Origin of the sequence: Chondromyces crocatus (assembly GCF_001189295.1) — a bacterium.
Classification (GTDB): domain Bacteria; phylum Myxococcota_A; class Polyangia; order Polyangiales; family Polyangiaceae; genus Chondromyces; species Chondromyces crocatus.
This window is the reverse complement of sequence record NZ_CP012159.1, coordinates 466,702-488,083: the sequence shown is the minus strand read 5'-3', so window position 1 is coordinate 488,083 and position 21,382 is coordinate 466,702. Positions and strand designations below refer to the sequence as shown.

The 21,382-nt window shown below is 70.1% G+C and carries 16 protein-coding genes; 7 read left to right on the top strand and 9 right to left on the bottom strand.

Features of this window, described 5'->3' with window-relative positions; all coding sequences use genetic code 11:
- The first annotated feature begins 2 nt into the window (after nucleotides 1–2).
- Nucleotides 3–2,108 (top strand): HTTM domain-containing protein, encoded by a 2,106-nt coding sequence (locus tag CMC5_RS01820; protein WP_050428798.1) that lies wholly within the window; start codon nucleotides 3–5, stop codon nucleotides 2,106–2,108.
- A gap of 75 nt (nucleotides 2,109–2,183) precedes the next feature.
- Nucleotides 2,184–3,302: a S8 family serine peptidase gene (locus CMC5_RS01815; protein WP_050428797.1), complete on the top strand. Its 1,119-nt coding sequence runs from the start codon at nucleotides 2,184–2,186 to the stop codon at nucleotides 3,300–3,302.
- Here the strand turns inward: CMC5_RS01815 and CMC5_RS01810 are convergent.
- The 3 genes from CMC5_RS01810 to CMC5_RS01800 all read right to left on the bottom strand — a co-directional run bounded on the left by CMC5_RS01810 (nucleotide 3,287) and on the right by CMC5_RS01800 (nucleotide 7,246).
- Nucleotides 3,287–4,378 carry a sulfate ABC transporter substrate-binding protein gene (locus CMC5_RS01810; RefSeq protein ID WP_050428796.1) on the bottom strand — a complete coding sequence of 364 codons (1,092 nt, stop codon included), beginning with the start codon at nucleotides 4,376–4,378 and terminating at the stop codon, nucleotides 3,287–3,289. The two genes, CMC5_RS01815 and CMC5_RS01810, sit on opposite strands and share 16 nt — an antisense overlap.
- Nucleotides 4,362–5,909 carry a Kelch repeat-containing protein gene (locus tag CMC5_RS01805; RefSeq protein WP_050428795.1) on the bottom strand — a complete coding sequence of 516 codons (1,548 nt, stop codon included), beginning with the start codon at nucleotides 5,907–5,909 and terminating at the stop codon, nucleotides 4,362–4,364. The genes CMC5_RS01810 and CMC5_RS01805 overlap by 17 nt, the downstream gene beginning before the upstream one ends.
- Nucleotides 5,910–6,013: 104 nt before the next feature.
- On the bottom strand, nucleotides 6,014–7,246 hold the full coding sequence (locus CMC5_RS01800) for an aminotransferase class I/II-fold pyridoxal phosphate-dependent enzyme (protein ID WP_050428794.1): 1,233 nt from the start codon (nucleotides 7,244–7,246) through the stop codon (nucleotides 6,014–6,016).
- A gap of 123 nt (nucleotides 7,247–7,369) precedes the next feature.
- Here CMC5_RS01800 and CMC5_RS01795 point away from each other — a divergent pair, with 123 nt between their 5' ends.
- From CMC5_RS01795 to polA, 4 genes are all read left to right on the top strand, one after another.
- A complete protein-coding gene (locus CMC5_RS01795; RefSeq protein WP_050428793.1) occupies nucleotides 7,370–9,214 on the top strand; it encodes a S8 family peptidase in 1,845 nt (614 codons plus the stop codon).
- A 109-nt stretch (nucleotides 9,215–9,323) separates the two neighbouring features.
- Nucleotides 9,324–9,557: a hypothetical protein gene (locus CMC5_RS01790; protein ID WP_050428792.1), complete on the top strand. Its 234-nt coding sequence runs from the start codon at nucleotides 9,324–9,326 to the stop codon at nucleotides 9,555–9,557.
- 9 nt (nucleotides 9,558–9,566) lie between these two features.
- Nucleotides 9,567–10,865 carry a carboxypeptidase regulatory-like domain-containing protein gene (locus CMC5_RS01785; RefSeq protein ID WP_050428790.1) on the top strand — a complete coding sequence of 433 codons (1,299 nt, stop codon included), beginning with the start codon at nucleotides 9,567–9,569 and terminating at the stop codon, nucleotides 10,863–10,865.
- A gap of 54 nt (nucleotides 10,866–10,919) precedes the next feature.
- Complete coding sequence (polA, locus tag CMC5_RS01780) at nucleotides 10,920–13,625, top strand: DNA polymerase I (RefSeq protein ID WP_050428789.1); 2,706 nt, start codon at nucleotides 10,920–10,922, stop codon at nucleotides 13,623–13,625.
- A gap of 288 nt (nucleotides 13,626–13,913) precedes the next feature.
- Here polA and rpsT read toward each other — a convergent pair whose 3' ends face one another.
- The 4 genes from rpsT to CMC5_RS01760 are packed head-to-tail and all read right to left on the bottom strand — an operon-like array spanning nucleotide 13,914 to nucleotide 16,550.
- On the bottom strand, nucleotides 13,914–14,195 hold the full coding sequence (rpsT, locus tag CMC5_RS01775; RefSeq protein ID WP_050428788.1) for a 30S ribosomal protein S20: 282 nt from the start codon (nucleotides 14,193–14,195) through the stop codon (nucleotides 13,914–13,916).
- A gap of 9 nt (nucleotides 14,196–14,204) precedes the next feature.
- On the bottom strand, nucleotides 14,205–14,396 hold the full coding sequence (locus tag CMC5_RS01770; protein WP_050435649.1) for a hypothetical protein: 192 nt from the start codon (nucleotides 14,394–14,396) through the stop codon (nucleotides 14,205–14,207).
- Nucleotides 14,397–14,451: 55 nt separating this feature from the next.
- The gene (locus CMC5_RS01765; protein WP_050428787.1) at nucleotides 14,452–15,966 is read right to left on the bottom strand and encodes a hypothetical protein; all 1,515 of its coding nucleotides are present in this window, start codon (nucleotides 15,964–15,966) and stop codon (nucleotides 14,452–14,454) included.
- The gene (locus CMC5_RS01760; RefSeq protein WP_050428786.1) at nucleotides 15,963–16,550 is read right to left on the bottom strand and encodes an RNA polymerase sigma factor; all 588 of its coding nucleotides are present in this window, start codon (nucleotides 16,548–16,550) and stop codon (nucleotides 15,963–15,965) included. Before CMC5_RS01760 ends, CMC5_RS01765 begins: the two co-directional genes overlap by 4 nt.
- 351 nt (nucleotides 16,551–16,901) lie before the next feature.
- Here CMC5_RS01760 and CMC5_RS01755 point away from each other — a divergent pair, with 351 nt between their 5' ends.
- Nucleotides 16,902–18,221 carry a S41 family peptidase gene (locus tag CMC5_RS01755; RefSeq protein WP_245678231.1) on the top strand — a complete coding sequence of 440 codons (1,320 nt, stop codon included), beginning with the start codon at nucleotides 16,902–16,904 and terminating at the stop codon, nucleotides 18,219–18,221.
- Here CMC5_RS01755 and CMC5_RS01750 read toward each other — a convergent pair.
- Together CMC5_RS01750 and CMC5_RS01745 are read right to left on the bottom strand one after the other, a co-directional pair.
- Entirely contained in the window at nucleotides 18,218–19,480 is a 1,263-nt protein-coding gene (locus tag CMC5_RS01750; RefSeq protein ID WP_082362156.1) for an FAD-dependent oxidoreductase, read from the bottom strand. The genes CMC5_RS01755 and CMC5_RS01750 overlap by 4 nt on opposite strands.
- Nucleotides 19,465–21,357 carry a glycerol-3-phosphate dehydrogenase/oxidase gene (locus CMC5_RS01745; protein ID WP_245678230.1) on the bottom strand — a complete coding sequence of 631 codons (1,893 nt, stop codon included), beginning with the start codon at nucleotides 21,355–21,357 and terminating at the stop codon, nucleotides 19,465–19,467. The genes CMC5_RS01750 and CMC5_RS01745 overlap by 16 nt, the downstream gene beginning before the upstream one ends.
- Between the last annotated feature and the right edge of the window lie 25 nt (nucleotides 21,358–21,382).

The following is a 21,382-nucleotide window of genomic DNA, read 5'->3' as shown; positions in this document are numbered from 1 at the left end:
CCGTGGGCGTCGGGACGAGGCTGCGTCGCGCGAAGCAGTGGCTCCTCGAGCGCTACGGGACCGCGGACCTGCGGACGCTGGGGCTGTTCCGGATCGTGTTCGGAACGCTGCTGGTGGCCGAGGGGCTGCGGCGCTGGCGGGAGGCGGACTGGGCGTACTCGAACGAGGGGGTGCTCTCGAACCACTACCAGCTCTTCGTGAACTACCGCCCGAGCGGGAGCTACTCGTTCAGCCTCTTCGATGCGTTCTCGACCCTCGGCGAGGTGCACGTCGCGTTCGCGCTCTCCGTGGCGTGCTTCTTCTGTTACGCGATCGGCTGGAAGACGCGGCTGTTCGCCATCCTGTCGTTCGTGATCGTGACCAGCCTGGACAGCCGGCTGCCGCTCGTGGAGAACGGCGGTTTCGTGGTGGTGAACCTGCTCGCGATGTGGGCGATGTTCCTGCCGACGGGGGCGCGGTTCTCGGTGGACGCGTGGCGGCGCTCTTCCCGGGAGCGGCGTGAGGCGGGAGCAGAGGCATTGGCTGCGCCGCCTGCGCCGCCTGCGCCGGCTCGGAGCGCTGGAGCGCCAGCGACGTTCGTCTCGTGGGCGATGGTGTTCGCCGTGCTCAACGTGGCGATGATCTACTACTTCAACGTCGTCAACAAGGCAGGCCACATCTGGCGCGAGGGCGACACGGTGCACTACGTGCTGCACCTGGACCGGATGGTGACGGGCCTCGCGGTGCCGCTGCGGGAGCACCTGCCGTTCTGGGCGATGAAGCTGATGACGTGGGGGGTGCTGGTGGTGGAGGCATTGCTGCCGCCGCTGATCCTGTGGCCGACGGCGCGGCGGGTGACGCGACCGCTGGCGATGCTGTTGATGTTCGGGCTGCACACGTCGTTCGGCGTGATGATGCGCCTGGGGCCGTTCTCGTGGTTCATGATCGGCTGGTCGTTCCTGCTCGTCACGTCGGTGCAGTGGGAAGGGCTCGAGCGGTGGTACCGAGCGCGGGCGATGCCGCGGGTGGTGGTGGTCGATGGGGCATCGCCGCTCGCGTTCGCGCTGGCGCGGGTGCTCGCGCGGTTCGATGGGCTGGGGCTGTTGCGGTTCGAGGCGCAGGGGGCGCAGTCGGTGCCGTCGGTGCAGGGGGCGCAGTCGGCGCAGTCGGTGCCGTCGGTGCCGTCGGTGCCGTCGGTGCAGCCGGCGCTGCTCTCGGCGCGTGATCCAGCGTCGGGAAGGGTGTGGGTCGGCGGCGAGGCGCTGCGAGAGATCGCGCAGGCGCTCCCGGCGGGACGCATGCTGTGGCCCGTGGTGAACGTGGTCACGGTGGGGGCGCCGCGGTGGGGGATGGCGCTGATGGAGCGGCGACGCGAGGCGGTGGCGCGGTTCTTCGGGCTCACGCTGCCGTCGCGGTGGGTGTCGATGCCACTCGTGGGGATGTCGCTCGCAGAGGCTTCGCTCACAGAGCCGTCGCTGGTGGAAGCGCCGCTGGTGGTGACGCCGCTTGCCGCGTGGATGGGTCGCTGGCGTCGGCGGCTGCGCGAGGGGGTGGTGCTGTACGTGGGGCTGTGCGCGGCGAGCCAGATGATCAACGACAACAAGAGCGTGTCGGCGGTGATGAAGCACGACCGGTTCGTGCCGTGGTTCATGCGGGCCACGATGGCGTACCCGCGGCTGTACCAGTCGTGGGGGATGTTCGCCGCGAACCCGATCACCGACGACGGCGTGCTGGCCGTGGACGCGATCACCGTGGATGGGCGCCATGTCGATCCGTTCACGGGCACGGCGCCCGACCTGGTGCTGACCGACTCGCGTGGCGAGGGGCTGAACCAGATCCGGCAGGACTACTTCAACCGGATCCGGCTCGATCGGAACAAGGTGTTCCGCAAGCCGCAGGGTCTCCAGGAGTACCTCTTGCGCTACCACGAGCGGACCGGGCAGGCGGACGACGAGGTGGTCGCGTTCGACGTGTTCTGGGTGCGCGATCAGTGTCCGAAGCCCGGAGAGCGCACGGCGTACGCGAACGAGACGGTCCCGATCCTGTCGTACCGTCGGCCGAACTACCGACCGCGGGCCGGGCTGCCGCCGTTGCCGAAGGCGCTGAAGGAAGAGAGCGCGGGCGATTGAGCGGTGGGCGGCGAATCTGCGCTAGCCTCTCGCGCTCGCAGGTGTCGGAGGTGATGTGGCGCAAGGAGTAGAGCGATGCTGAGGCCGCAGTTTCTGTCGATTCCCGAGCGGCTGGAGGCGTCGCGGGAGCACCGCGGGCGCGGGGTGGTGATGGGGTTCGTGGACGTGGGGTTCTACCCGCACCCGGACCTGATGCAGCCGCGCCGGCGGATCAAGGCGTACGCGGACGCGGCGCAGGACGAGCCGGTGGGGAGCGAGTTCTTCACGGCGCAGCCCTACGGCTGGCACGGGACGATGACGGCGTGCAGCGCTGCGGGGAACGGGTACGTGTCCGGTGGGCGCTACCGCGGGCTCGCGAGCGAGGCCGACGTGGTGCTGATCAAGGCGGGCATCGACGGGGGGCGGGTGCGCGGCAAGCACGTGGCGCACGCGATCCGGTTGCCGCTGCGCTACCCGCAGCTCGGGATCCGGATCCTGAACGTGTCGCTCGGGCTGTTCCACGATGATCCGGACCGGCACGACGTGGAGCGGGCGGTGAAGGAGGTGGTGGAGGCCGGGATCACGGTGTTCGCGGCGGCCGGGAACACGGCGGGGCAGATGCCGCCGTTGCCCGGGGCTGCGGCCGAGGCGATCACGGTGGGCGGGGGGCGCATCCGGGGGATCGAGGAGGGCGAGGACGCGCCGTGGCCGTCGAGCTACGGGTCGCCGAAGCCGGGGGTGCACAAGCCGGATCTGCTGGCGCCAGCGATCTGGGTGCCGGCGCCGATGCTGCCAGGGACGCTGGTGGCGCGCGAGGCGATCGCGCTGTTCCAGCTGTTGACGGTGCTGGAGGAGGCGACGGCGGAGCACGGGTTCTCCGAGACGCGGCAGACGGCGACGCCCGACGAGCAGAACAGCGTGCAGGGGCTGCTGCGCGCGGTGGCCGGGCGCATCGAGCGCTGCAAGTACATCTCGCAGGAGTACCAGCACGTGGACGGGACGTCGTTCGCGTCGCCGATCACGGCGAGCGTGGCGGCGCAGATGCTGGAGGCATGCCCGAAGCTGACGCCGAAGGAGCTGCGCGAGGGGCTGCTGGCGACCGCGGAGCCGCTGAAGAATGTGGATCGCGCGGTGCAAGGAGCGGGGGTGCTGCAGCCGCTGCGGGCGGTGGAGTGGGCGGTGCGCCGGGCGGCTGGCGATCAGTCTTCGGCGTAGACGCCTTCCCAGGTGCGCGTGAAGAGGCCCTGTTCGCCGAAGAGGGTGCGGATGACCTGAGGCCAGCCGCCGAGATCTCGGATGTTCCAGAGGCCGGGGGGGGCGAGGGGGAGCGCGGTGGCGGGGAGGGGAGAAGAGCCGGGGGGAGGCTCGGTGAGGAGGGGGACCACGCTGCGGAAGCCGTAACGGGGGAGCACGCGCTGGGACGCGGGGGCCTGGAGGAAGGCGACGAACGCTTCGGCGAGTTCACGGGTGCCGTGGCGGTCGGCGTGGGTGTCGATGACGGCGGCAGGGATGTCGATCTGGAGGGTGGAGGGGGGAATGACGGTGTCGTTGAGGCGCCCTGCCATGCGGCCGGCGACGATCTCGCTTTCGTAGGTGATGGCGACGTCGCCGACGCCTTTCTCGAAGGTGATGATGCTTTCGCGCGCGCCCTTGTCGAGGATGACGACGTTGCGGAGGACGTCGCGGAGGTAGCGGGTGGCCGCGTCGGGATCGTTCGCGGGGACGCCGGCGTCGCCGCGGAGGGCCGCGCCGTAGAGGGCCGCGCCGTTCCACATGGCGCCGCCGCTGGTGCGGGGGTTGGGCATGAGGACCGAGAGGCCAGGGCGAGCGAGGTCGGGCCAGTCGTGGATCGTGCGCGGGTTGCCGGGGCGGACGGCGAAGGCGACGACGGTGGTGGCGAAGATGCCGCGGTGAGGCCGCGCGGTCCAGTCGCCGGTGATGAGGCCCGCGGCGGCGATGCGGTCGATGTCCGGCGCGAGGGCGAGGACGGCGACGTCGGCTTCGAAACCCGCGGCGACGGCACGCGCCTGGGCGCCGCTCGCGAGGTAGGAGCTCTCGATGCGGACGCGCTGGCCGGTGCGGGCGTGGTGAGACCGCTCGAAGGCGGGGATGATCTCGCGCTCGAGCAGCTCGCGTGCCGCAGAGTAGGCGGCGAGGACGAGGCGAGCGTCGGGCGACGCGGCGGGGGAGGAGTCGGTGCTCTTGCGCTCGCAGGCGGCGCAGAGGAGGGCGACGAAGAGGAGAAGGGCGAGCGTGCGACGCCCGCCCGCTGGGTCAGTTCGAGCCGGCACCGAGGGCTGTGGGCTTGAGGATGCCGCCAGAGTTGAGCGAGCCGCTGGGCCCGGTGCCACCCCAGAGGATCATCGTGTCGTCGTCGGTCACCACGGCCGTGTGCTGGCCGCGCGCGCTGGGCCCGCGGGAGACGTCGAGGTGCCAGCGGTTGTTGACGTTGTCGTACGCCCCGCCGTTGTCGAGGTAGGTCGAGCCGTCGTGGCCTCCCCAGATCACCATGCGGCGCGCGCTCCCGAGCCAGGCGGCGGAGTGCAGGTAGCGAGGCGAGGGGGCCTCCGGGTGCATCGCGGACCATCCGGCGGCGACCACGTCGTACCGGCCGCCGGAGTTGAGAAGGCCGAGGTCGCCGAGGCCGCCCCAGACCAGCATGTAGGTCTCGGCGGAGACGGCGGTGTGGCCGTAGCGCGCCGTCGGCGCGTTCGTCGTCGAGCCGACCTCCCAGGTGCCGTCGGCGCCGGCGCTGGGGGAGAAGGCCCCGAGCGTGTTCAGGTACTGGTCGTCGGCGTTGAGGAGCTCGTCGAACCCGAGGCCGCCGAAGATCACCATTTTCTTCTGGCTGTCCGACCAGATGGCGCTGTGTTGATGGCGGCGATGCGGGCGGTTGCTCCCGGAGAGCGGCGCCCAGCTGCGGGTCGTCGGGTTGAAGGCGGCGCCGTCGTCGCGGTTGTTGGCTCCGTCGAAGCCACCCCAGACGATCATGCGGTCGCCCGACCAGATCGCGGTGTGCCCCATCCGGGCACCCAGGCCCGACGCCGGGAGCGTCTCCCAGGTGTTGGTGACCGGATCGAAGATGCCGCCATCGGCGAGCGGTGAGCCGTTCGTTCCACCCCAGACGAGCATGCGCGCCCCGGTCCACACCGCCGTCGCGTTGCGTCGGCCGCTGGGGGCGTTGGCCAGGCTGGTCGGGGTCCAGGTGCGCATCACCGGATCATAGATGCCGCCGCTGTTCGCGTTCCCCGCGTCGACCGCCTGGCCACCCCAGACGATCATGCGGCTGCCCGTCCAGACGGCGACGTGGGCGAAGCGGGCGGTGGGCGCGCCGACGAGGGAGGTGGGCTCCCAGGGGTCGGCGCAAGCGCCGTCGTTGCAAGCCCCGAAGCAGGTGTGGCCACACGCGCCGCAGTCGGCCGTGCTGACGGAGAGGTCGACGCAGCGGCTGGCCTGGTAGCCGGCCTGGTTGGGGGCGCCGAGCGTGGGACAGAAGTTGGCGCCCGGCTCCGGGCAGCTGCACTTGCCCTGGGAGCAGATGGTCCCTGGCGCGTAGCTGCAGTCGCTGTGCTGGAGGCACTCGACGCATTCTCCGCGGTCCGGGTCGCAGACGCTGCTGGGGAAGGTGCAGTCGGAGTTGGACTGGCAAGGGGCGCCGCCGCCGCCTTCGCCACCCTGGCCGCCGCTGCTCGTGCTCCCTGGAGGTGTGGGCTGGGGATCGAGGTGCAGGGAGTCCGAGCAAGCTGCGAGGGCGACGAGGCTACTCGCCGCCGCGCTCAGGCCGAGGGTGACAAGGGTTGTCGAGCGGTTCGGGGTTCGCATGGGCGGCAAGGATCGGTGGGTGATGGGAAGGTGCACGAGCGCCGTACGCGCCGAGAGCGCCTCCGGATGGGACTCTGATGGATATCAGAGGGCTGCGGCGGGGACTAGCGCGTGACGTGCCGGGCGATGCCCTGCACCAGGCGGGGGATGTCACGCTCGGCGACCGAACAGAGCGCCACGCGGAGGGCTTTGCCGAGCGGGACGACGAAGATGCCGTCCGCCTTCAGACGCACCGCGACATCCGGCGCGTCGTCACAGAAGACGGTGGTGAAGAAGCCGCCCTCGTACCGGGGGTAGTTCAGGTGGAGGGGGGTGGCGAGCTCGTTCCAGACCTCGACGCGGCGATCGAGCACGGTCTTCAGCGCATCACGCTCCTTCTCGGTCCGGGCGCGCAGCTCGGGATCGGTCAGGGCGCGGGCGATGGCGGCCATGCCGCCGGCGTTGCAGTTGGACCAGGTGCCGCGGCAGGAGTAGCTGAGGGCGTTGCGGATGCGCTGGCGAACCTGGGGGTCGGGGTGGACCGCGAGGAGGGCGCCGACCCGGAGGCCGTACTCGGCGAAGGACTTGGACGCGGACCAGGCGAAGAGGAGCAAGGCGCGGCCGGCGAGGCCGAGGAGGATGTCCACCGCTTCGTCGAGGGAACGCTTGCCATAGCGGGCGTAGGCGATGTCGAGCAGCAGGGTGACCGGCACCCGCTCGGCCGCACGACCGACGACCTCGACGAGCGCGCGCCACTCGTCGGGGTCGAAGGAGTAGCCGGTGGGGTTGTGGCACGGCGAGTTGATGATGAGGAGGACGCGGCCCTGGGTCTCGATCTGCCGAGCGAGCTGGCGTTCCAGGTCGGCGACGTCGAGGCGGCCCTTCGCGTCGAACATCTGGAAGGTGGAGAGGCTCCGATCCAGCTCGTCGGCGATGGTGCGGTAAGGACCCCAGAAGTACGAGGTGGTCAGCGTGGACTGGCCGGCATCGAGGAAGTCGGCCATGGCGAGGCGGAGGGCACCGCTGCCGCCAGGGGTGGCGACGGCGACGGCCCACGCCGCTGCGGGGCGATTGCCGAGGATGTCGCCGATGACGGCGTCGAGGAACGCAGGGCTCCCCTCGATGGGGGCGTAACCAGCGACCACAGCCGGCGGGACGTCGCGCAGCGCCTGAGCGACCCCGTCCATGACCGAGAGGCGTCCCTCATCGTCCAGCAGAGCTCCGACGGTTGCGTTGATGATGGATTCACCCGCCGCACTCCGGGCACGCGCCTCGGCGTTCAGGGAGAAGATCGGGTCGTCACTCGGGCGGGACGTCCGCGTCGGGATGAGGAACTCCATGACGAGCGGCGCTACCATGTCCTCCGTCCGAGCGCCACGAAGCGGCGCCAGCCTCGACGGTTGGTCTCCCGAGGACCGACCCGGGCGCCGTGCATGGCTGCCGGGAGAGGTCCGCGCTACCCTGCGGGCAGGAGTCACCGTATGAACACGCCTCGTTCCTCCACCCTCATGGCCGCTGCGGCGCTGGCCACCGCCGCGCTCGCGCTGCCTGGTGCAGCCCACGCGGAAGATCCGGCGACCCCGGGACGGTTCGTGGACCCGGTGGGGGTCCGGGTGCCCGCCGCGCGGACCCTCGCGAACTTTGCCGAGCCGGTGGCGCTGGCCGCAGACGCGGTGCTGGGGCTGGAGTCGGCCGATCTGGATGCGCGGAGCTACGACGTCCCCGGGCAGATCGTGGTGGACGCGCGTGACGATCTCGACGGGAGCGAGCTGCTGTCGCTGGCGTCGAGCGCAGGGCTGACCTTCGTGCCGACGGTGCTCGCGGACCAGACGCGGATCCACGTTGCCTCGGTGCCGCCGGGGAGCGAGCAGCAGGTGATGGAGCTGCTGGCGAAGGATCCGCGGGTGGAGGCGGTGGAGCCGCTGGCGCGGGTGCGGGCGTTCTTTGCGCCGAACGATCCGCTGTTGAAGGAGCAGTGGCACCTGGAGCGGGTGGGGGCGACGAGGGCCTGGGATTTCGCGACGGGTCGAGGGGTGACGGTGGCGGTGGTCGACACCGGCATCGCGTGCGAGACGCACGGTCCGTTCAACAAGGGGACGGATCTGGCCTCCACGAGCTGTGTGCCGGGGTGGAACTTCATCGCCAACTCCGAGCACGCGAGCGATGACCACGGGCACGGGACGCACGTGGCGGGGACGATCGCGCAGTCGACGCACAACGGTCTGGGTGCGGCCGGGATGGCGTTCCACGCGCGGCTGATGCCGGTGAAGGTGCTGAACGAGAACGGTTGGGCCACGACGGCGAGCGTGGCGGACGGCATCCGGTGGGCCGCCGATCACGGGGCGCACGTGATCAACCTGAGCCTGGGTGGGCCGCGTAACTCGAAGATCCTGCAGAGCGCGGTGGACCACGCGCTGTCGCGTGGTGCGGTGGTGATCGCGGCGGCGGGCAACAGCGGGGGCGCGGTCAATTACCCCGGGGCGAGCAAGGGGGTCATCGGGGTCAGCGCGTCGGGGCAGGACGACAAGATCGCGCGCTTCTCGTCACGCGGTGAAGAGGTCGACATCGCGGCCCCTGGCGTGAACGTGACGCAGCAGACGGTGTGCAACCGCGGGCGTGACAAGTGCGAGCGGTTCCAGGCCTTCAGCGGGACCTCGATGGCTGCGCCGCACGTCGCAGGTGCTGCGGCGCTGGTGATGAGCCTCGGTGTGTCGGAGCCGCAGGCGGTGGAGGAGGTGCTGCGCTCGACGGCGCGGGTGGTCGACGAGTCGGAGGGGGCCAAGAAGCTCTACGGAGCCGGGATCCTGCAGGCCGGGGAAGCAGTGGCGCGGGTCACGCAGGTGCACGCCGCGGTGCGCATCGTGGCGCTCCTGGCGCTGACGGCGTTCCTGGCGCGGACTGTGGCGCGCAAGGGGCGAGGTTCGACCAATCCGTGGAGGCTGAGCTTCCTGCTGCCGGCGCTGGCCGCTGGGCCCGGGTTGTTCTTCTTCGCGCCGTGGGTGCTGCCGCGGGTGAGCTTGCCGGTGGACCTCCTGGCGCGTCCGCTGGCCGATCTCGATCTGCTGATCGGGCTCTCGGTGCACCGGTGGCTCCCGCTGGCGAACGCGCTGATTCCTTTCGGGCTGACGGCGCTGCTCTTCGGGGTGAAGCCACTGCGGCCGCTGGTGGCAGGGCTCGCGGTGGGGACCGCGGCGTACCTGACGTCGATCGTCGTGCTCGGTGAAGCCGGTGGGCCGCTCGGTCGGCTGGCGCTGGTGCTCTGGTGCGGGCTGAACGCGGCGGCCTGCCTGTGGATTGCGCGGACGAACCTGGTCGACGAGCGCTGAGGCGCCGGCCTCTTCCAGGTCGTTCGCGGTCGTGAGGGGCGGCGTCGCATGGCCGCCCGTGTCTCCTCGAAAAGGCGAAGAGGATCGAAACGAGCTAGGATGCCGCGCCATGCGGTCCGGGATCCTGCTCGTTGGGTTGTTGGCGCTCTCCGGGCTTGGCTGTGGTGGGTCGGCCAGCGAGACGCCGTGGCCTCGTGTCCCCGATGACGCCGAGATCGGGCCAGAGGGAGAGGAAACCCCGGACCGGCCCATCGATACGGCCGACGGAGCGCCGAGCAAGGCGTCGGAGGAAGAGCCTGCATCTCGGGAGCAGGCCGAGCCCTCCGGTGCGGCGCCTCGCTGACCGGCAATCATGGAGCGCGATCGACAGGGGACGTGGGGTACGGCCGCGCTGCTGTCGCTCGCGCTCCTGACGTTGCCCCTCATCGTCTGGCTGATCTTGCCCAAGCCCGCGGCGCCTTCTCGCAGTGCACCGCCGATGACGCGCACCTCGGTGGAGGTCGCGTCGCCTCCGGCGCCACCCGAGCCGGTGCTGGCCGCGCAGCATGACGAGGTCGAGGCGCCCGTGGAGGCCGAGCGGACCGTCCCCGTGCGCGGGACGGTGCTGGATCCGGAAGGGAACCCGATGACGGCGGCGGTGGTGTCGTGCGAGGAGCCCAGGGCGTCGGCCGCGACCGACGGAGAAGGGCGCTTCGAGCTTCCGCCAGAGGCCGAGGGGTGCCTGGCGATGGCGGTGCACGCGCTGCACCAGCCGTCGGAGAAGACGCAGCTCCACGCGGGGCGGGAGAACACGCTGCGGCTGATGGCGGGGGGGGTGATCGAGGGCGCCGTGCTGGACGAGCAAGGGCGCCCCGTGACGTCGTATCAGCTCGCCGTGGAGGCGTTCGTTCCCAGTCTGGATCCGGAGGCGCGTTACGGGAATCGGTCGCGGAGGGTGTCGGATCCCGAGGGGTTGTTCCGCATGGATCGGCTGCCACCGGGTCGCTACGTGCTCGCGGCGAGCGCGGAGGGGCGTCCGCCGGCGCGGAGCGAGGGGATCGAGGTGGAGCGGGGGAGGACGACGGCCCATGTGCGAATCACGCTGGCGCAAGGCGCCACGCTTCGAGGGAGAGTGACGGATGCGGAGACGCAGGCGCCGATCGGCGAAGCGCAGGTGCAGCTCGATGCGGTGACGTCCTCGGGGCCCAGCGCCATCCCCGCGGTGAAGACGGACGACGCGGGGCGCTTCGAGATCACCGGGGTTCCGCGACAGGGGCCTTTCTCTGTACGGGTGCAGCACGCGGACTACATGGCGAAGATCGTCCCTGGTCTCGACGCGCGCGGGGGGGGCTCCACGGAGGTGGACGTGGGGCTCAGGCGCCGTGTGGAGGGCGGAGCGAACGAGGAGTTCACGGGCATCGGCGCCACGCTGCTGCCTGGGCCCGAGGGGGTGAAGGTCATGGGGGTGATCGAGGGAGGGCCCGCCGAGCGCGCAGGGTTGCTGGCGGGTGACCGCCTCGTCCGCATCGATGGTGTCGATGCGACGGGGATGACCCTCTCCGACTGCGTCCAGCGCTTGCGGGGGGCTTCCGGGACGCGGGTCTCGCTCTCCGTCGACCGGGAGGGGCGGCCCGTGGATCTCACGGTGCTGCGCGAGGTGGTCGTCCGCTGACGAGGGCGAGCGCCGTTCGTGCGGCGGCGCCGTAGCTGGGTTAAGCCTTCAGGCATGTCCACGCGGCCCACCGCGCTGCCGCCCGCCGGCGCGCCCGACGTCCTCTACCTGATCGATCTCTCCGGGTATGTCTTCCGCGCCTATCACGCCATCAGTCCGCTCTCCAGCCCGAGCGGGGAGCCGACGCACGCCACCTACGGGACGGTGGCGATGCTGTCGAAGCTGGTGGAGGAGAGGAAGCCGGCGTACCTGGGGGTCGCCATGGACGCGGGGGGCAAGACGTTCCGGGGCGAGCTCGACGCGCGCTACAAGGCCCATCGGCCGCCGCCTCCGCCCGACCTGACCGTGCAGATGGCGCGCTGCAAGGAGATCGTCGAGGCCTACCGGATCCCGATCTTCATCGAGCAAGGGCTCGAAGCCGACGATCTGCTCGCGGTGGCCGTGGCCCGTGCGAAGGAGAAGGGCCTGCGCGTGGTGATCGCCTCGAGCGACAAGGATCTGATGCAGCTCGTGGACGACGAGCGGGTCGTTCTGTGGGACGCGATGCGCGACAAGGTCTATGGCGCCGCCGAGGTGAAGGAGAAGTTCGGGGTTCCGCCGGAGCAGGTGCGTGACCTGCTGGCGCTGGTCGGGGACAGCTCGGACAACGTGCCTGGGGTCCCCAGCATCGGCTTGAAGACGGCGGCCGAGCTGCTGGGCCAGTTCGGGACGCTGGAGGCGATCTACGCGAGGATCGACGAGGTGAAGAAGCCTCGGACGCGAGAGGCGTTGAAGACGAACCAGGCGGACGCGCTGCTCTCGCAGAAGCTCGTGACCCTGGACGGTTCGGCGTCGGTCGATCTCGATCTGGAGAAGCTGCAGTACGGCGGTGGCGCCGATGTGGACCGGCTCCGCGAGCTATTCACCGCGCTGGGGTTCACGCGGTTCCTGAAGGCGGTGCGTGCCCCGACGCCCGAGGCGAGGGAGGCGACGTCACGGGTGATCCTGTCACGCGAGGAGCTCGCCGCGTTCGTGGCCGAGGCGCGCGAGGCGGGTCGCCTTGCGCTGGAGGTCCACGCTTCGAGTCGGGATCCGATGACGGCGAGCCTCGTGGGGGTGGCGCTCGCCTGTCAGCCAGGGCAGGGCGTGTACGTGCCGCTCGGGCACCGCTACCTGGGCGTGCCGGCGCAGGTGAGCCTGAACGACCTGAAGGAGGTGCTCGGGCCGGCGCTCGCCGACCCCGCTCTTCCGAAGGTGGGTCACGATGTGAAGTTCTGCGAGGTGGCCCTCCAGCGGCAAGGCTTCTCGTTCGCGGGTGTCACGTTCGACACGCTGCTGGCGAGCTACCTGCTCGACCCGGAAGGCAACAACGCGCTGCCCGTGCTGTCCGAGCGAGACACGGGGATCAAGGTGCCGCCCTTCGAGGCGGTGGCACCGAAGCGCAAGGGACAACCGACGCGGGGGCTCGACGAGGTCGAGGTCAGCGACGCCGCGAAGTATGCGGCCGCGTTCCCCGCGGCGGCGCTGGCGGTGAGCGACAAGCTGCGACCGCGGCTCCGGTCGGAGCGGCTGGAGAAGCTGCTGGACGATCTCGAACTCCCGCTCGCTGGCGTCCTCGCGCAGATGGAGGTTGCAGGGGTCCTCGTCGATCCAGGCGCCCTGACGGGCCTCGGCGAGCAGATGGCGAAGGAGCTGGCCGTCATCGAGACCAGGGCGCGAGAGATCGTGGGACACGAGCTGAACCTCGCCTCCCCGAAGCAGCTCGAGACCGTCCTGTTCGACGAGCTGAAACTGAAGTCGCAGCGCAAGACGAAGACGGGGCGCTCCACCGACGCCGACGTGCTCGAAGCGCTGGCCGAGGAGCACCCTCTCCCCGGCGTGGTGCTGGAGCACCGCCTGATCGCCAAGCTCAAGGGGACCTATGTCGATGCGCTCCCCAAGCTGGTCCACCCGGAAACGGGGCGCATTCACACCCGGTGGAGTCAGGCGGTCGCCGCGACGGGCAGGATCTCGTCTCAGGATCCGAACCTGCAGAACATCCCCATCCGGACCGCGCTGGGCCGCAGCATCCGCCGTGCGTTCGTCGCGCCTCCAGGAAGCGTCTTCCTGAGCGCTGACTATTCCCAGATCGAACTCCGGGTGCTGGCGCATCTCTCTCGAGACCCGGTGCTGGTCGAGGCGTTCCGCACGGGGCAGGACATTCATACCCGGACCGCGATGGAGATCTTCGATGTCGACGCCGCCTCCGTCACGGAGGAGATGCGGCGACAGAGCAAGACGATCAACTTCGGGGTCATCTACGGCATGGGCGAGTCAGCCCTGGCCAAGCGGCTGGGAATCCCTCGGGCCGAGGCGGCGCGCTTCATCGATGCGTACTTCCAGCGTTACCGTGGCGTGCACGAGTTCATGGAGCGCACCATGGCGGAGGCGAGGCGCAGCGAGTCCGTGCACACCTTGCTCGGACGTCGTCGCCTGTTGCCGGACCTGAGGAGCAGCGACCGCATGCGTCGCGCCTATGCCGAGCGCATCGCGCAGAACACGCCGATTCAAGGGACGGCCGCCGACTTGCTCAAGCTGGCGATGGTGAAGCTCGCGCGCCCCGTGGTGCCCGGCGCTCGGATGGTGCTCACCGTGCACGACGAGCTGGCGTTCGAGGTACCGAGCGGTGTCGTCGAGGAGGCCTCGGTGAAGGTGCGAGAGGCGATGGAGTCCGTCTACGCGCTCGATGTGCCGCTGGTCGTCGACATCGGGCACGGGGCGAGCTGGGCCGAGGCCCACTGAGCTGTGACGTTCAGGGCTGCCTCTCTTCCGGGAGAGGCGGTCAGGTGAGCAGGATCAGGGGCGAGGGGCACGCCTGCTCCAGCTCGCATCGACGCTCCTCTGTGGCGCGCATCGATGCGGCTGGGCATCCTGGAGGGGGCAGCGCTCCTCGCTCTGTCGGGCCGTGTCGATGGATTCGAAGCATCGACGCCGTCCGTTTCCACGAACGGCTGATGATCGAGACAAAGCAAACCACCCGCATCACCCAGGAGGGTGAGCGGGCTGATGGTGCTGCTCGCCGGCGGCGATTCAGCTCGCTGCTGCGAGCTTGGCCGTGGCCTTGTGCAGGCTCTTCGCGAGCCGTGCTTTCAAGCGCGAAGCGCGCTCCTTGGGGATGACCCCTCGGGAGGCAGCCCGGTCGAGCTGGCTCTGCGCGGTGACGGTCGCCGTGGATGCGTCCTGCGCCGAGGTTTTGACGGAATTGCGCGCCTTCTTCAGGGTCGTGCGCAGCTCGCTCTTGGCGGCACGATTACGCGCCGTCCTCTTGATGCGCTGGCGGTTGCGCTTCTCGGCGGATGCATGGGTGGCCATGAAAAGCTCCTACTTCTTCGCGTCGGTCTGGGCTGCCGCTTGGGCTGCCTTGGGGGCATCCGGCGCGCTCGGATCATACCCGGGGAGATGCACCGGGAACTTGGGAGTTCCATGCGCGCGCTCGAAGCGCTTGCGGGCGGTGCCTTCCCTGCGGGCCTTGCGCTGACGGATACGGCTGGTTTGCTGCGTCGCGGAAACCATGGGGGCGCGCAGCATAGCTTTGGTGGATCCCATGTCAATGGGATTGATCGTTGGATCAGGGCCGGATCGTCACTCCGACCGAAAAACTCGGCTTGGAGAAGGGGCCGACCTTGGCGCCCTGGATGGCGGACTTCACGCAACCCGACTGGCCGTTGGAGGCTGCCCAGCCGGTCACGCTCACGTTGGAGACCGTGCCCGCCGAAGAGAACGAGACGTTGGCCCGCGACACGTCATCCGCGCCCGCGACGCACGCCTTCGCGGCGGGCATGATGGAGCGGATGGCGGCCTGGATGGACCCCTGGGGCGGCTGCTCGGGCACGGTCTGGTTGAGGGGCGTCCCTGCCGCCGGGGCCATCGCCTCCGTGGGGGCGCTCTGCGAGCCATCGGACCCGACCGCAGCTTGCATGGCGCTGCTCAGGTCTCCCGGCTTGCCGGTGGCGGCTGGCTTCGCTGCGGTGGCGGCCGTGGGGGCCTGGGCGAGCGCGGCCCCTCCGGGGGCGGCAGCAGGCGTGTCCGCGGTGGCGGCGGCGGCTGGAGCGGCAGTCCCCGTCGGGTTGGCGTGTGCGTGCTTGTCGGGCTCTGGGGCCGTCGCCTCGGGCAGCTGCGACGGGTCCATGGCGGACGGCTTCTCTGGCGTGGCGACAGGAGTGGGCTGTTCCTGCGCTGCAGCCTGCTTCGCGGGCTCCTGAGGTGCCTGTTCCTCGGGCTGCATGACGGCCTGAGGCTGAGGCGGGGGTTCGCTCTGTCCCTTGATGATGGCAAACGAGGCCGCGAGGCCCACGGCGGCGATGACGGCGCCGATGACCACCCCTCCGCTCTTCTTCTTCTTCTGTTCTGCGGCGGGGGCGGCGGCGGGGCGCTGCGATTTCTTGGCAGCGTCTGCCGTGTCCTGCGGCGTGCCGTCGTCGAAGTCGAGGTCCGCAGCGGGCGGCTGCGCCTTGGCGGGCTTCTCTGCAGGCGGCGGGTCGGTGACGGCCTTCAGGTTGATGAGACCCGAGTCTTCACCGCTGGCCTCACCGGGGGACCGCCCAGGAGGCGGCAGCGAGCCTGAGCGCGAGGGGAGGCCCGAGAGCGAAGGGGGGATCGACGCGGAGCCGCCCGACGACAGCGGCGTCGCGATGGACGTCGGACCTCTGCTGCCGGTCAGCGAGACGGGGGCCTCGCTGTTCCGGCCAGGCGGTCCCGCGAGACCCGACTGGCTCGCGCGTTCTGCGATCTCCTTCAGGGAGACACGCTTCTTGCTCGGGGCGCTCGACGTCATGCTGCTGCGCCCCTCCGTGATGGACGGCCGCCCCTCGTCCCGATCGTCTGAACCTTGAGACATCTTGGTTTCTCCTGCCTGCCTTACATTCGAGCGTGCCGACTGCTCTCTGGGTTCCTCCGGCTCGGGTTCGAGGGAGGGGTCGGCCAGCGCGACCTCGAGGGCTTCCGCACCCATGGGTGAACGTGTCAGCGCAGCCTGGGTGATGCGGGCTGCCCGCTTCTCCCATTCCGCATCATCGTCGCCCTGCGGGGGCGCCGGCCATTCATGGAGCAGGCCATCGAGATCGAGCTTGCCGGTGAGGTTCATACGGCTTCGCCTCCAAAACCCCGCCCCGCGAGGTACTCACGGAGCTTGCGTCGCGCTTCGTGAACGCGCCAGGCCACCGTCCCCTCGGGGCAGCCCAGGATCTTCGACGCTTCCTCGTGAGGAACGCCGTCGATGCAGACGAGGATGAGCGTCGTCCGGAGCGTGTCCGAGAGGGCATCGATGCCATCGCAGAGCGCCGTGGCGAGCTGCTTCTGTTGAGAGGCCGTCGCGGGATCACCACCGAACGTGAGCCGCGTCTCGCGCAAGAGGCTCTCGACGCGGGGATCGTCCGAGGACGTGGCGTCCCGTGTCGGCTTGCGCGCGCGGATCGTGTTGAGCGAGAGGTTCACGGCGATGCGATAGAGCCACGTGAAAGGCTCGCTCCGCCCGTCGAAGCGGCCGAGGGCCTGGTAGGCGCGGACGAACGTCTCCTGTGTCACGTCCTCGGCCTCCGCAGCGGATCGCACCAGGTGAAACGCGAGGCGGAAGATCCGTTTTTGATGGCGGCGGACGAGAAGCCCGAAGGCCTCTGCGTCACCGCCCAGGGCCTTGTCGACGAGTTCGCGATCTGTGGGTTGGGCCATTCTAGGCGCCTCGACGTGCTGGAGCGCTCCGACCAGGAGACGATGGCACTGGCGTCACGCGCATCACGCGCCTCGCGCGTCGGCTCGTCGGCCGCACGGATGGAACCCGCAATGCCGCGAGGCTTCCGCAGGCAGGGCCAGGCGATGAGGCGGTAACTTTCAAGCTCCGGCGCGCGAAGATAGCCGAACACTCCCTTTGGGACAAACGATGCGCCCCGATCTTGGGAGGCGCCCTTCAGGAAGCAGGGATCCACGGGGACGGCCCGCCTCGTCGGTGCGGAAGCGCCTGGTCGAGGGCGCGATGTCGAGGTCGAGGGGCTTCCGGCTGTCGCCTGCTATCGTCCAGGCCCGATGGGACACCTTGCTGGAACGTGGCTGCGCAGGATCGGGCTCACGGCCGTTGCCTTTGCCGGCGGCGCGGTCTCTTCCCACCTGGCGGGGGCGACCTCCCAGACGCAGAGTCCCTACGCGCCCATCGAGCAACTCGCCCGGGCGCTGGCGCTCGTGGAGAATCAGTACGTCGAGCCAGCGCAGCGCAACAAGCTCATCGAAGGCGCGGTCAAGGGGATGGTCGCCGAGCTCGATCCACACTCGGCCTTCATGACGGCCGAAGAGTTCTCGCAGTTTCAGGAGGAGACCGGCGGGAGGTTCGGCGGTGTCGGGGTCGAGGTCGATTATCGTAACGAGACGCCGACGGTGATCGCGCCGATCGAGGGATCGCCAGCGGAGAGGGCAGGGATCCGGTCGGGAGATCAGATCGTCGCCATCGACGGAAAGCCAACGCGCGGAGAGCGCCTCGACAAGTTGATCACCTTGATGCGAGGCCCTGCTGGCTCGAAGGTCAGGGTCCTCATCCGGCGGCCTGGCGTCACCGAGCCGCTCAACTTCGAGCTGAAGCGCGAGGAGATCCGCGTCACCAGCGTCGTCGCCAAGCGCATGGAGCACGACGTGGCGTACATCCGCCTCAAGCAGTTCCAGGAAGGGACCCACGAAGAGCTGCTGCAGGCCGCTGGGAAGCTGCGCGCGGCCTCGAAGAGCCCACTCGCCGGCGTCATCCTGGACATGCGCAACAACCCCGGGGGGCTCGTCGACGAGGCGGAAGGGGTGGCCGACGAATTTCTCGGGTCGGGTACGATCTACTCGACGCGGCACAGGAACGTCGTCGTCGACGAAGCGCGGGCGACGCCGGGCGGGGCGTTCTCGTCGTTGCCCATCGTGGTGCTGGTGAACGAGTACTCGGCGAGTTCGTCGGAGCTGGTGGCCGGCGCGCTTCAGGACAACAAGCGAGCGACGGTGATCGGAACCACGACCTTCGGGAAAGGCTCGGTGCAGACGATCTACGAACTCCCCGGGGGGGCAGGGATGCGGCTGACGACGATGCGCTACTACACGCCGAGCGGTCGCTCCATCCAGGCGCAAGGGGTGCAACCCGACGTGGTGGTGCAGGCGGCGAAGGGTGACAAGCTGGCCGAGGTGATGCGGGAGAGCGACCTCGAAGGGCACCTGGCACCCGAGGGCGCGAGCGGAGGCAAGCCCAGACCCGTCCTCGTCGGTGGCGGTGAGGGATCAGAGATCAGCCGTGACGTGCCGGCCGACCCGAGAAAGGGCAAGGACTTCGTCCTGTCCCTGGGGTACGAGACGCTCCTCAAAGAAGCTCGGAAGGGCCGCTAGCCGGAAGCGGCTTCCGTGCCTGCGCGCAGCCCTGTGGCGGCGGCTTCGAGGAGGGTGCGGGGCCGGGCGGCGATGGCGTCGCCAGCGACGAGCAAGCGCGGTGCTGCGTGGACTCCCTGGCAAAGGACTCCTACGGCCTCCAGCAAGCCCTGGCGGTCCTTGCTCGGCCAGCCGATGGCATCGAGCGCAGGACCAAAGAGCGAACTCACGACCTCGAGTGGGCCGTGGCCATCACCGAGCTGCACGGGGGCAGCGAAGGACAGCGCGAACGGGAGCCGCCCTCCTGGTGGCATGTCGGGTCCCGCGCCGTGCTCGGGGGGGGTGTAGAGCACGCCCCCTCCGAGCACGCCCCCTGTGGCGAGCACGACCGCGTCGGCGTGGAGGGGGGCGTCGAGGCCCTCTAGACGAACATCGAAGCCGGCCGTGTGCCCGGATGAGCGGGAGCTCCCGGCGGTGACTTCACGGACGCGACGCCGAACTCGCTCGACCCCGACGGAGGTGAGCTGCGTGTCTCGGCTGATCTCGAAGCGCAGGCCGGCGGGAGAGTTCGCCCCGCTCAGCGCCTCACCCACCGGGACGCCCACCTCGCGGGTGATCTCTTGGGCATGGCCGGGGCGCGTGCCGAGCCAGGGGCCCAGAAGAAAGGCCGCGACAGCGCCGTGTTGCGTGAGCGCGTGGCGCAGACCCGCCGCGAGCCACGCGCGTCGATCCTGGTGGTCGTGCCGCACTGCGAGATCCGCATCCGCGATGCGTCGCTCGTCCTCGAAGCGCAGGACGGGGACGTCGATGGCCTCGAAGTGGAGCTTCATCTTTTTCGCCCGAGGATCGTCGTTGAGGGCATCCGAGAGCGCATCGGCGTCCCAGTCGGCTCTCGAGGCGCGCGGGATGAGGACCCGCCCACCGCCGGTGGCAGCGAGATCGAGCAACGCGGAATCATGTCCTCGCGCAGGTCGGAGGCGACCGGCCAGTGTGGCGAGGAGGCATCCATGGGAGGCGGGGACGCGCCAGGCTCCGAGCGCCTCCAGCCAGTCCACGAGCGGCGCCGGGAGCGCGGGCATGGCCGCCAGCGTCTCCACGCCCAGGAGGCGAGCCGCGCGGGCTTGCTGTTCCCAGGGGACGTCGTCGATGGCGCCGCTCGTCAGTGCGCTCGCGCCGGCGCCGGACGACACCATGGTCACCTCGCATCCGAGGCGCTGCGCGCGCCAGGCGGCCGCTGTTCCGGCAGCGCCGGAGCCGATCACGATCACGGATCGGGGCACAGTATTTCTCCTGGGTTCACGGCGTGCGCGCCGGGCTCCTGCTCTGCGAGTCGAGCGATGCTCCGCCATGCGGGCGCCGCCTCGAGATCCTCGTCGCGCACGAGACCCAGCTCGGAACGGACGCTCGCGATGGTGAGCGCCTCCTGCCGGGCTTGCTCGGGTCCGAGCGCCACGACACGGGTCAGCGCCTGTCTCTCCAGAAACTCGACCGCCTGTCGGAGCCCCTCGCGCGGCGACAGCCCCAGCTCACTGGCGACGATCTGACCGCAGCGCGCCGCACAGCGCATTCCCCCGCACGCGCCCAGCCCGAGCCGCGTGCGACGGGAGACGTCGCCCACGGTGCGCGCCAGCTCGTGCCGAACGGTGTAGCGCACCTCGGCCTCGGTCACCGGCTCGCAGGGGCAGACCGAGACCGCCTCTCGGGGCCTGGCCTTCACCCGCTCCTCGATGCGGAGCGCGCGCGCTCCGTGGCGGTAGACCAGGCGACGGGCGGCGACGGCGTCGATCTCCAGCCGCTCTGCGAGCTTGAAGGGATCGACGGTGGCGTCGCCTCCTGGAAGCGGTGTGAGGTGGGTCGCGCAGGGCGCTCCGAGGCCGAAGTGCTTCGACAGGATGTCGGTCATCTCCTCGGCGAAGAGGCGATAGCTGGCGAGCTTCCCTCCGATCATCGAGAAGAGGCCCGGCGCGCCGTGGACCGCGTGGTCGATGATCTCGTGCTCACGCGAGAGCTGGTCCTCGCTCGGGCCGTAGGCGTGGATCGTCGGCCTCACGCCGGCATACGTGCCGATGGCGCGTGCGCGGCGCACCTCTGGAAACACACGGGCGATGCCCTGGACCAGGTAACGCACTTCCTCGCTGGTCGCCCGCACGCCGTCGAGATCCCCGTAAAAGTCATCGTCGGTGGTGCCGATGACGCTCACGTTCTCCCAGGGGCAGATGAAGATCTGCCGACCATCGATCGTGCGCCCCATGATGGCGTAGCTGGTGAGGCGCCGGTCGTAGACGATGTGGATGCCTTTGCCCGGGCGCACGAGCGAGGCCGTGGGAGGGAGCCCGCTCGTGGCGGCGGTGAGCGACGACCACGCGCCCGTCGCGTTGATCACCACGCTCGTCCTGAGCCTCCCCACCCCGCCGCCGCGACGGTCTCGGTAGCGCACGGCCTGCACGGCCCCGGTATCTTCGCGCCGCTCGATCTGCTCCACGGTGCAGCCGACGAACACCTTCGCGCCGCGCTCCATGGCGTCGACCGCGTTCGCGACGCAGAGGCGGGCCCCATCGATCCCCCACTCGTCGAAGCTGAAGCCCCCGAGGAGATCCCCGGCGAGCCCGGGCTCGAGCTGGCGCAGCTCGTCGGCGCTGAGCCGTGCGTGGGGCTTGCCCCGCTTGAAGGGCTGGTAACGATCGTAGGCCTCGAAGAAGGCGTCCATCAGGGTGAACATCACCCGGGCCTTCGCGCTCCGCTCGACGGGGACGAGGAACGGGATGCGGAAGAGCAAGTGGGGCGCGATCGCCTGGATGTGGCCCGAGTCGCGGCAGGACGTCTCCGTGACGTGCGGATCGTGGGTCAGGTAGCGAGGCCCGCCGTGGATCATCCCACTGGAGTTGCCGCTCGCGCCGAAGGCGAGGTCGTTGCGCTCGAACAGCGCCACCCGGAGGCCACGCTGCGAGGCGTCCCGTGCGACCCCCACCCCGTTGACGCCGCCGCCGATCACCACGACGTCCACGTCGGTGTCGTCGCGGCGCAGCCGCACGGCGGGGGACTGCACGTGTGACGTCTGATCCCCGCTCGCGTCGTCACCCGGGGCTCCAGGCGGAGCCGTCCCACCCCAGTCGGCGGGAGCAGGCGTCCAGTCGGGGCTCTCTTGCTGCTTGCTCACAATCGGCCCGTATAGCACGCCAAGG

Excerpts from the sequence above, each read along its gene's own strand:
- CMC5_RS01815 (WP_050428797.1), top strand. The coding sequence starts at position 2,184 with ATGCTGAGGCCGCAGTTTCTGTCGATTCCCGAGCGGCTGGAGGCGTCG.
- CMC5_RS01805 (WP_050428795.1), bottom strand. The coding sequence starts at position 5,909 with ATGCGAACCCCGAACCGCTCGACAACCCTTGTCACCCTCGGCCTGAGC.
- CMC5_RS01800 (WP_050428794.1), bottom strand. The coding sequence starts at position 7,246 with ATGGTAGCGCCGCTCGTCATGGAGTTCCTCATCCCGACGCGGACGTCC.
- CMC5_RS01795 (WP_050428793.1), top strand. The coding sequence starts at position 7,370 with ATGAACACGCCTCGTTCCTCCACCCTCATGGCCGCTGCGGCGCTGGCC.
- CMC5_RS01790 (WP_050428792.1), top strand. The coding sequence starts at position 9,324 with ATGCGGTCCGGGATCCTGCTCGTTGGGTTGTTGGCGCTCTCCGGGCTT.
- CMC5_RS01785 (WP_050428790.1), top strand. The coding sequence starts at position 9,567 with ATGGAGCGCGATCGACAGGGGACGTGGGGTACGGCCGCGCTGCTGTCG.
- polA (WP_050428789.1), top strand. The coding sequence starts at position 10,920 with ATGTCCACGCGGCCCACCGCGCTGCCGCCCGCCGGCGCGCCCGACGTC.
- rpsT (WP_050428788.1), bottom strand. The coding sequence starts at position 14,195 with ATGGCCACCCATGCATCCGCCGAGAAGCGCAACCGCCAGCGCATCAAG.
- CMC5_RS01770 (WP_050435649.1), bottom strand. The coding sequence starts at position 14,396 with ATGGTTTCCGCGACGCAGCAAACCAGCCGTATCCGTCAGCGCAAGGCC.
- CMC5_RS01765 (WP_050428787.1), bottom strand. The coding sequence starts at position 15,966 with ATGAACCTCACCGGCAAGCTCGATCTCGATGGCCTGCTCCATGAATGG.
- CMC5_RS01760 (WP_050428786.1), bottom strand. The coding sequence starts at position 16,550 with ATGGCCCAACCCACAGATCGCGAACTCGTCGACAAGGCCCTGGGCGGT.
- CMC5_RS01755 (WP_245678231.1), top strand. The coding sequence starts at position 16,902 with ATGGGACACCTTGCTGGAACGTGGCTGCGCAGGATCGGGCTCACGGCC.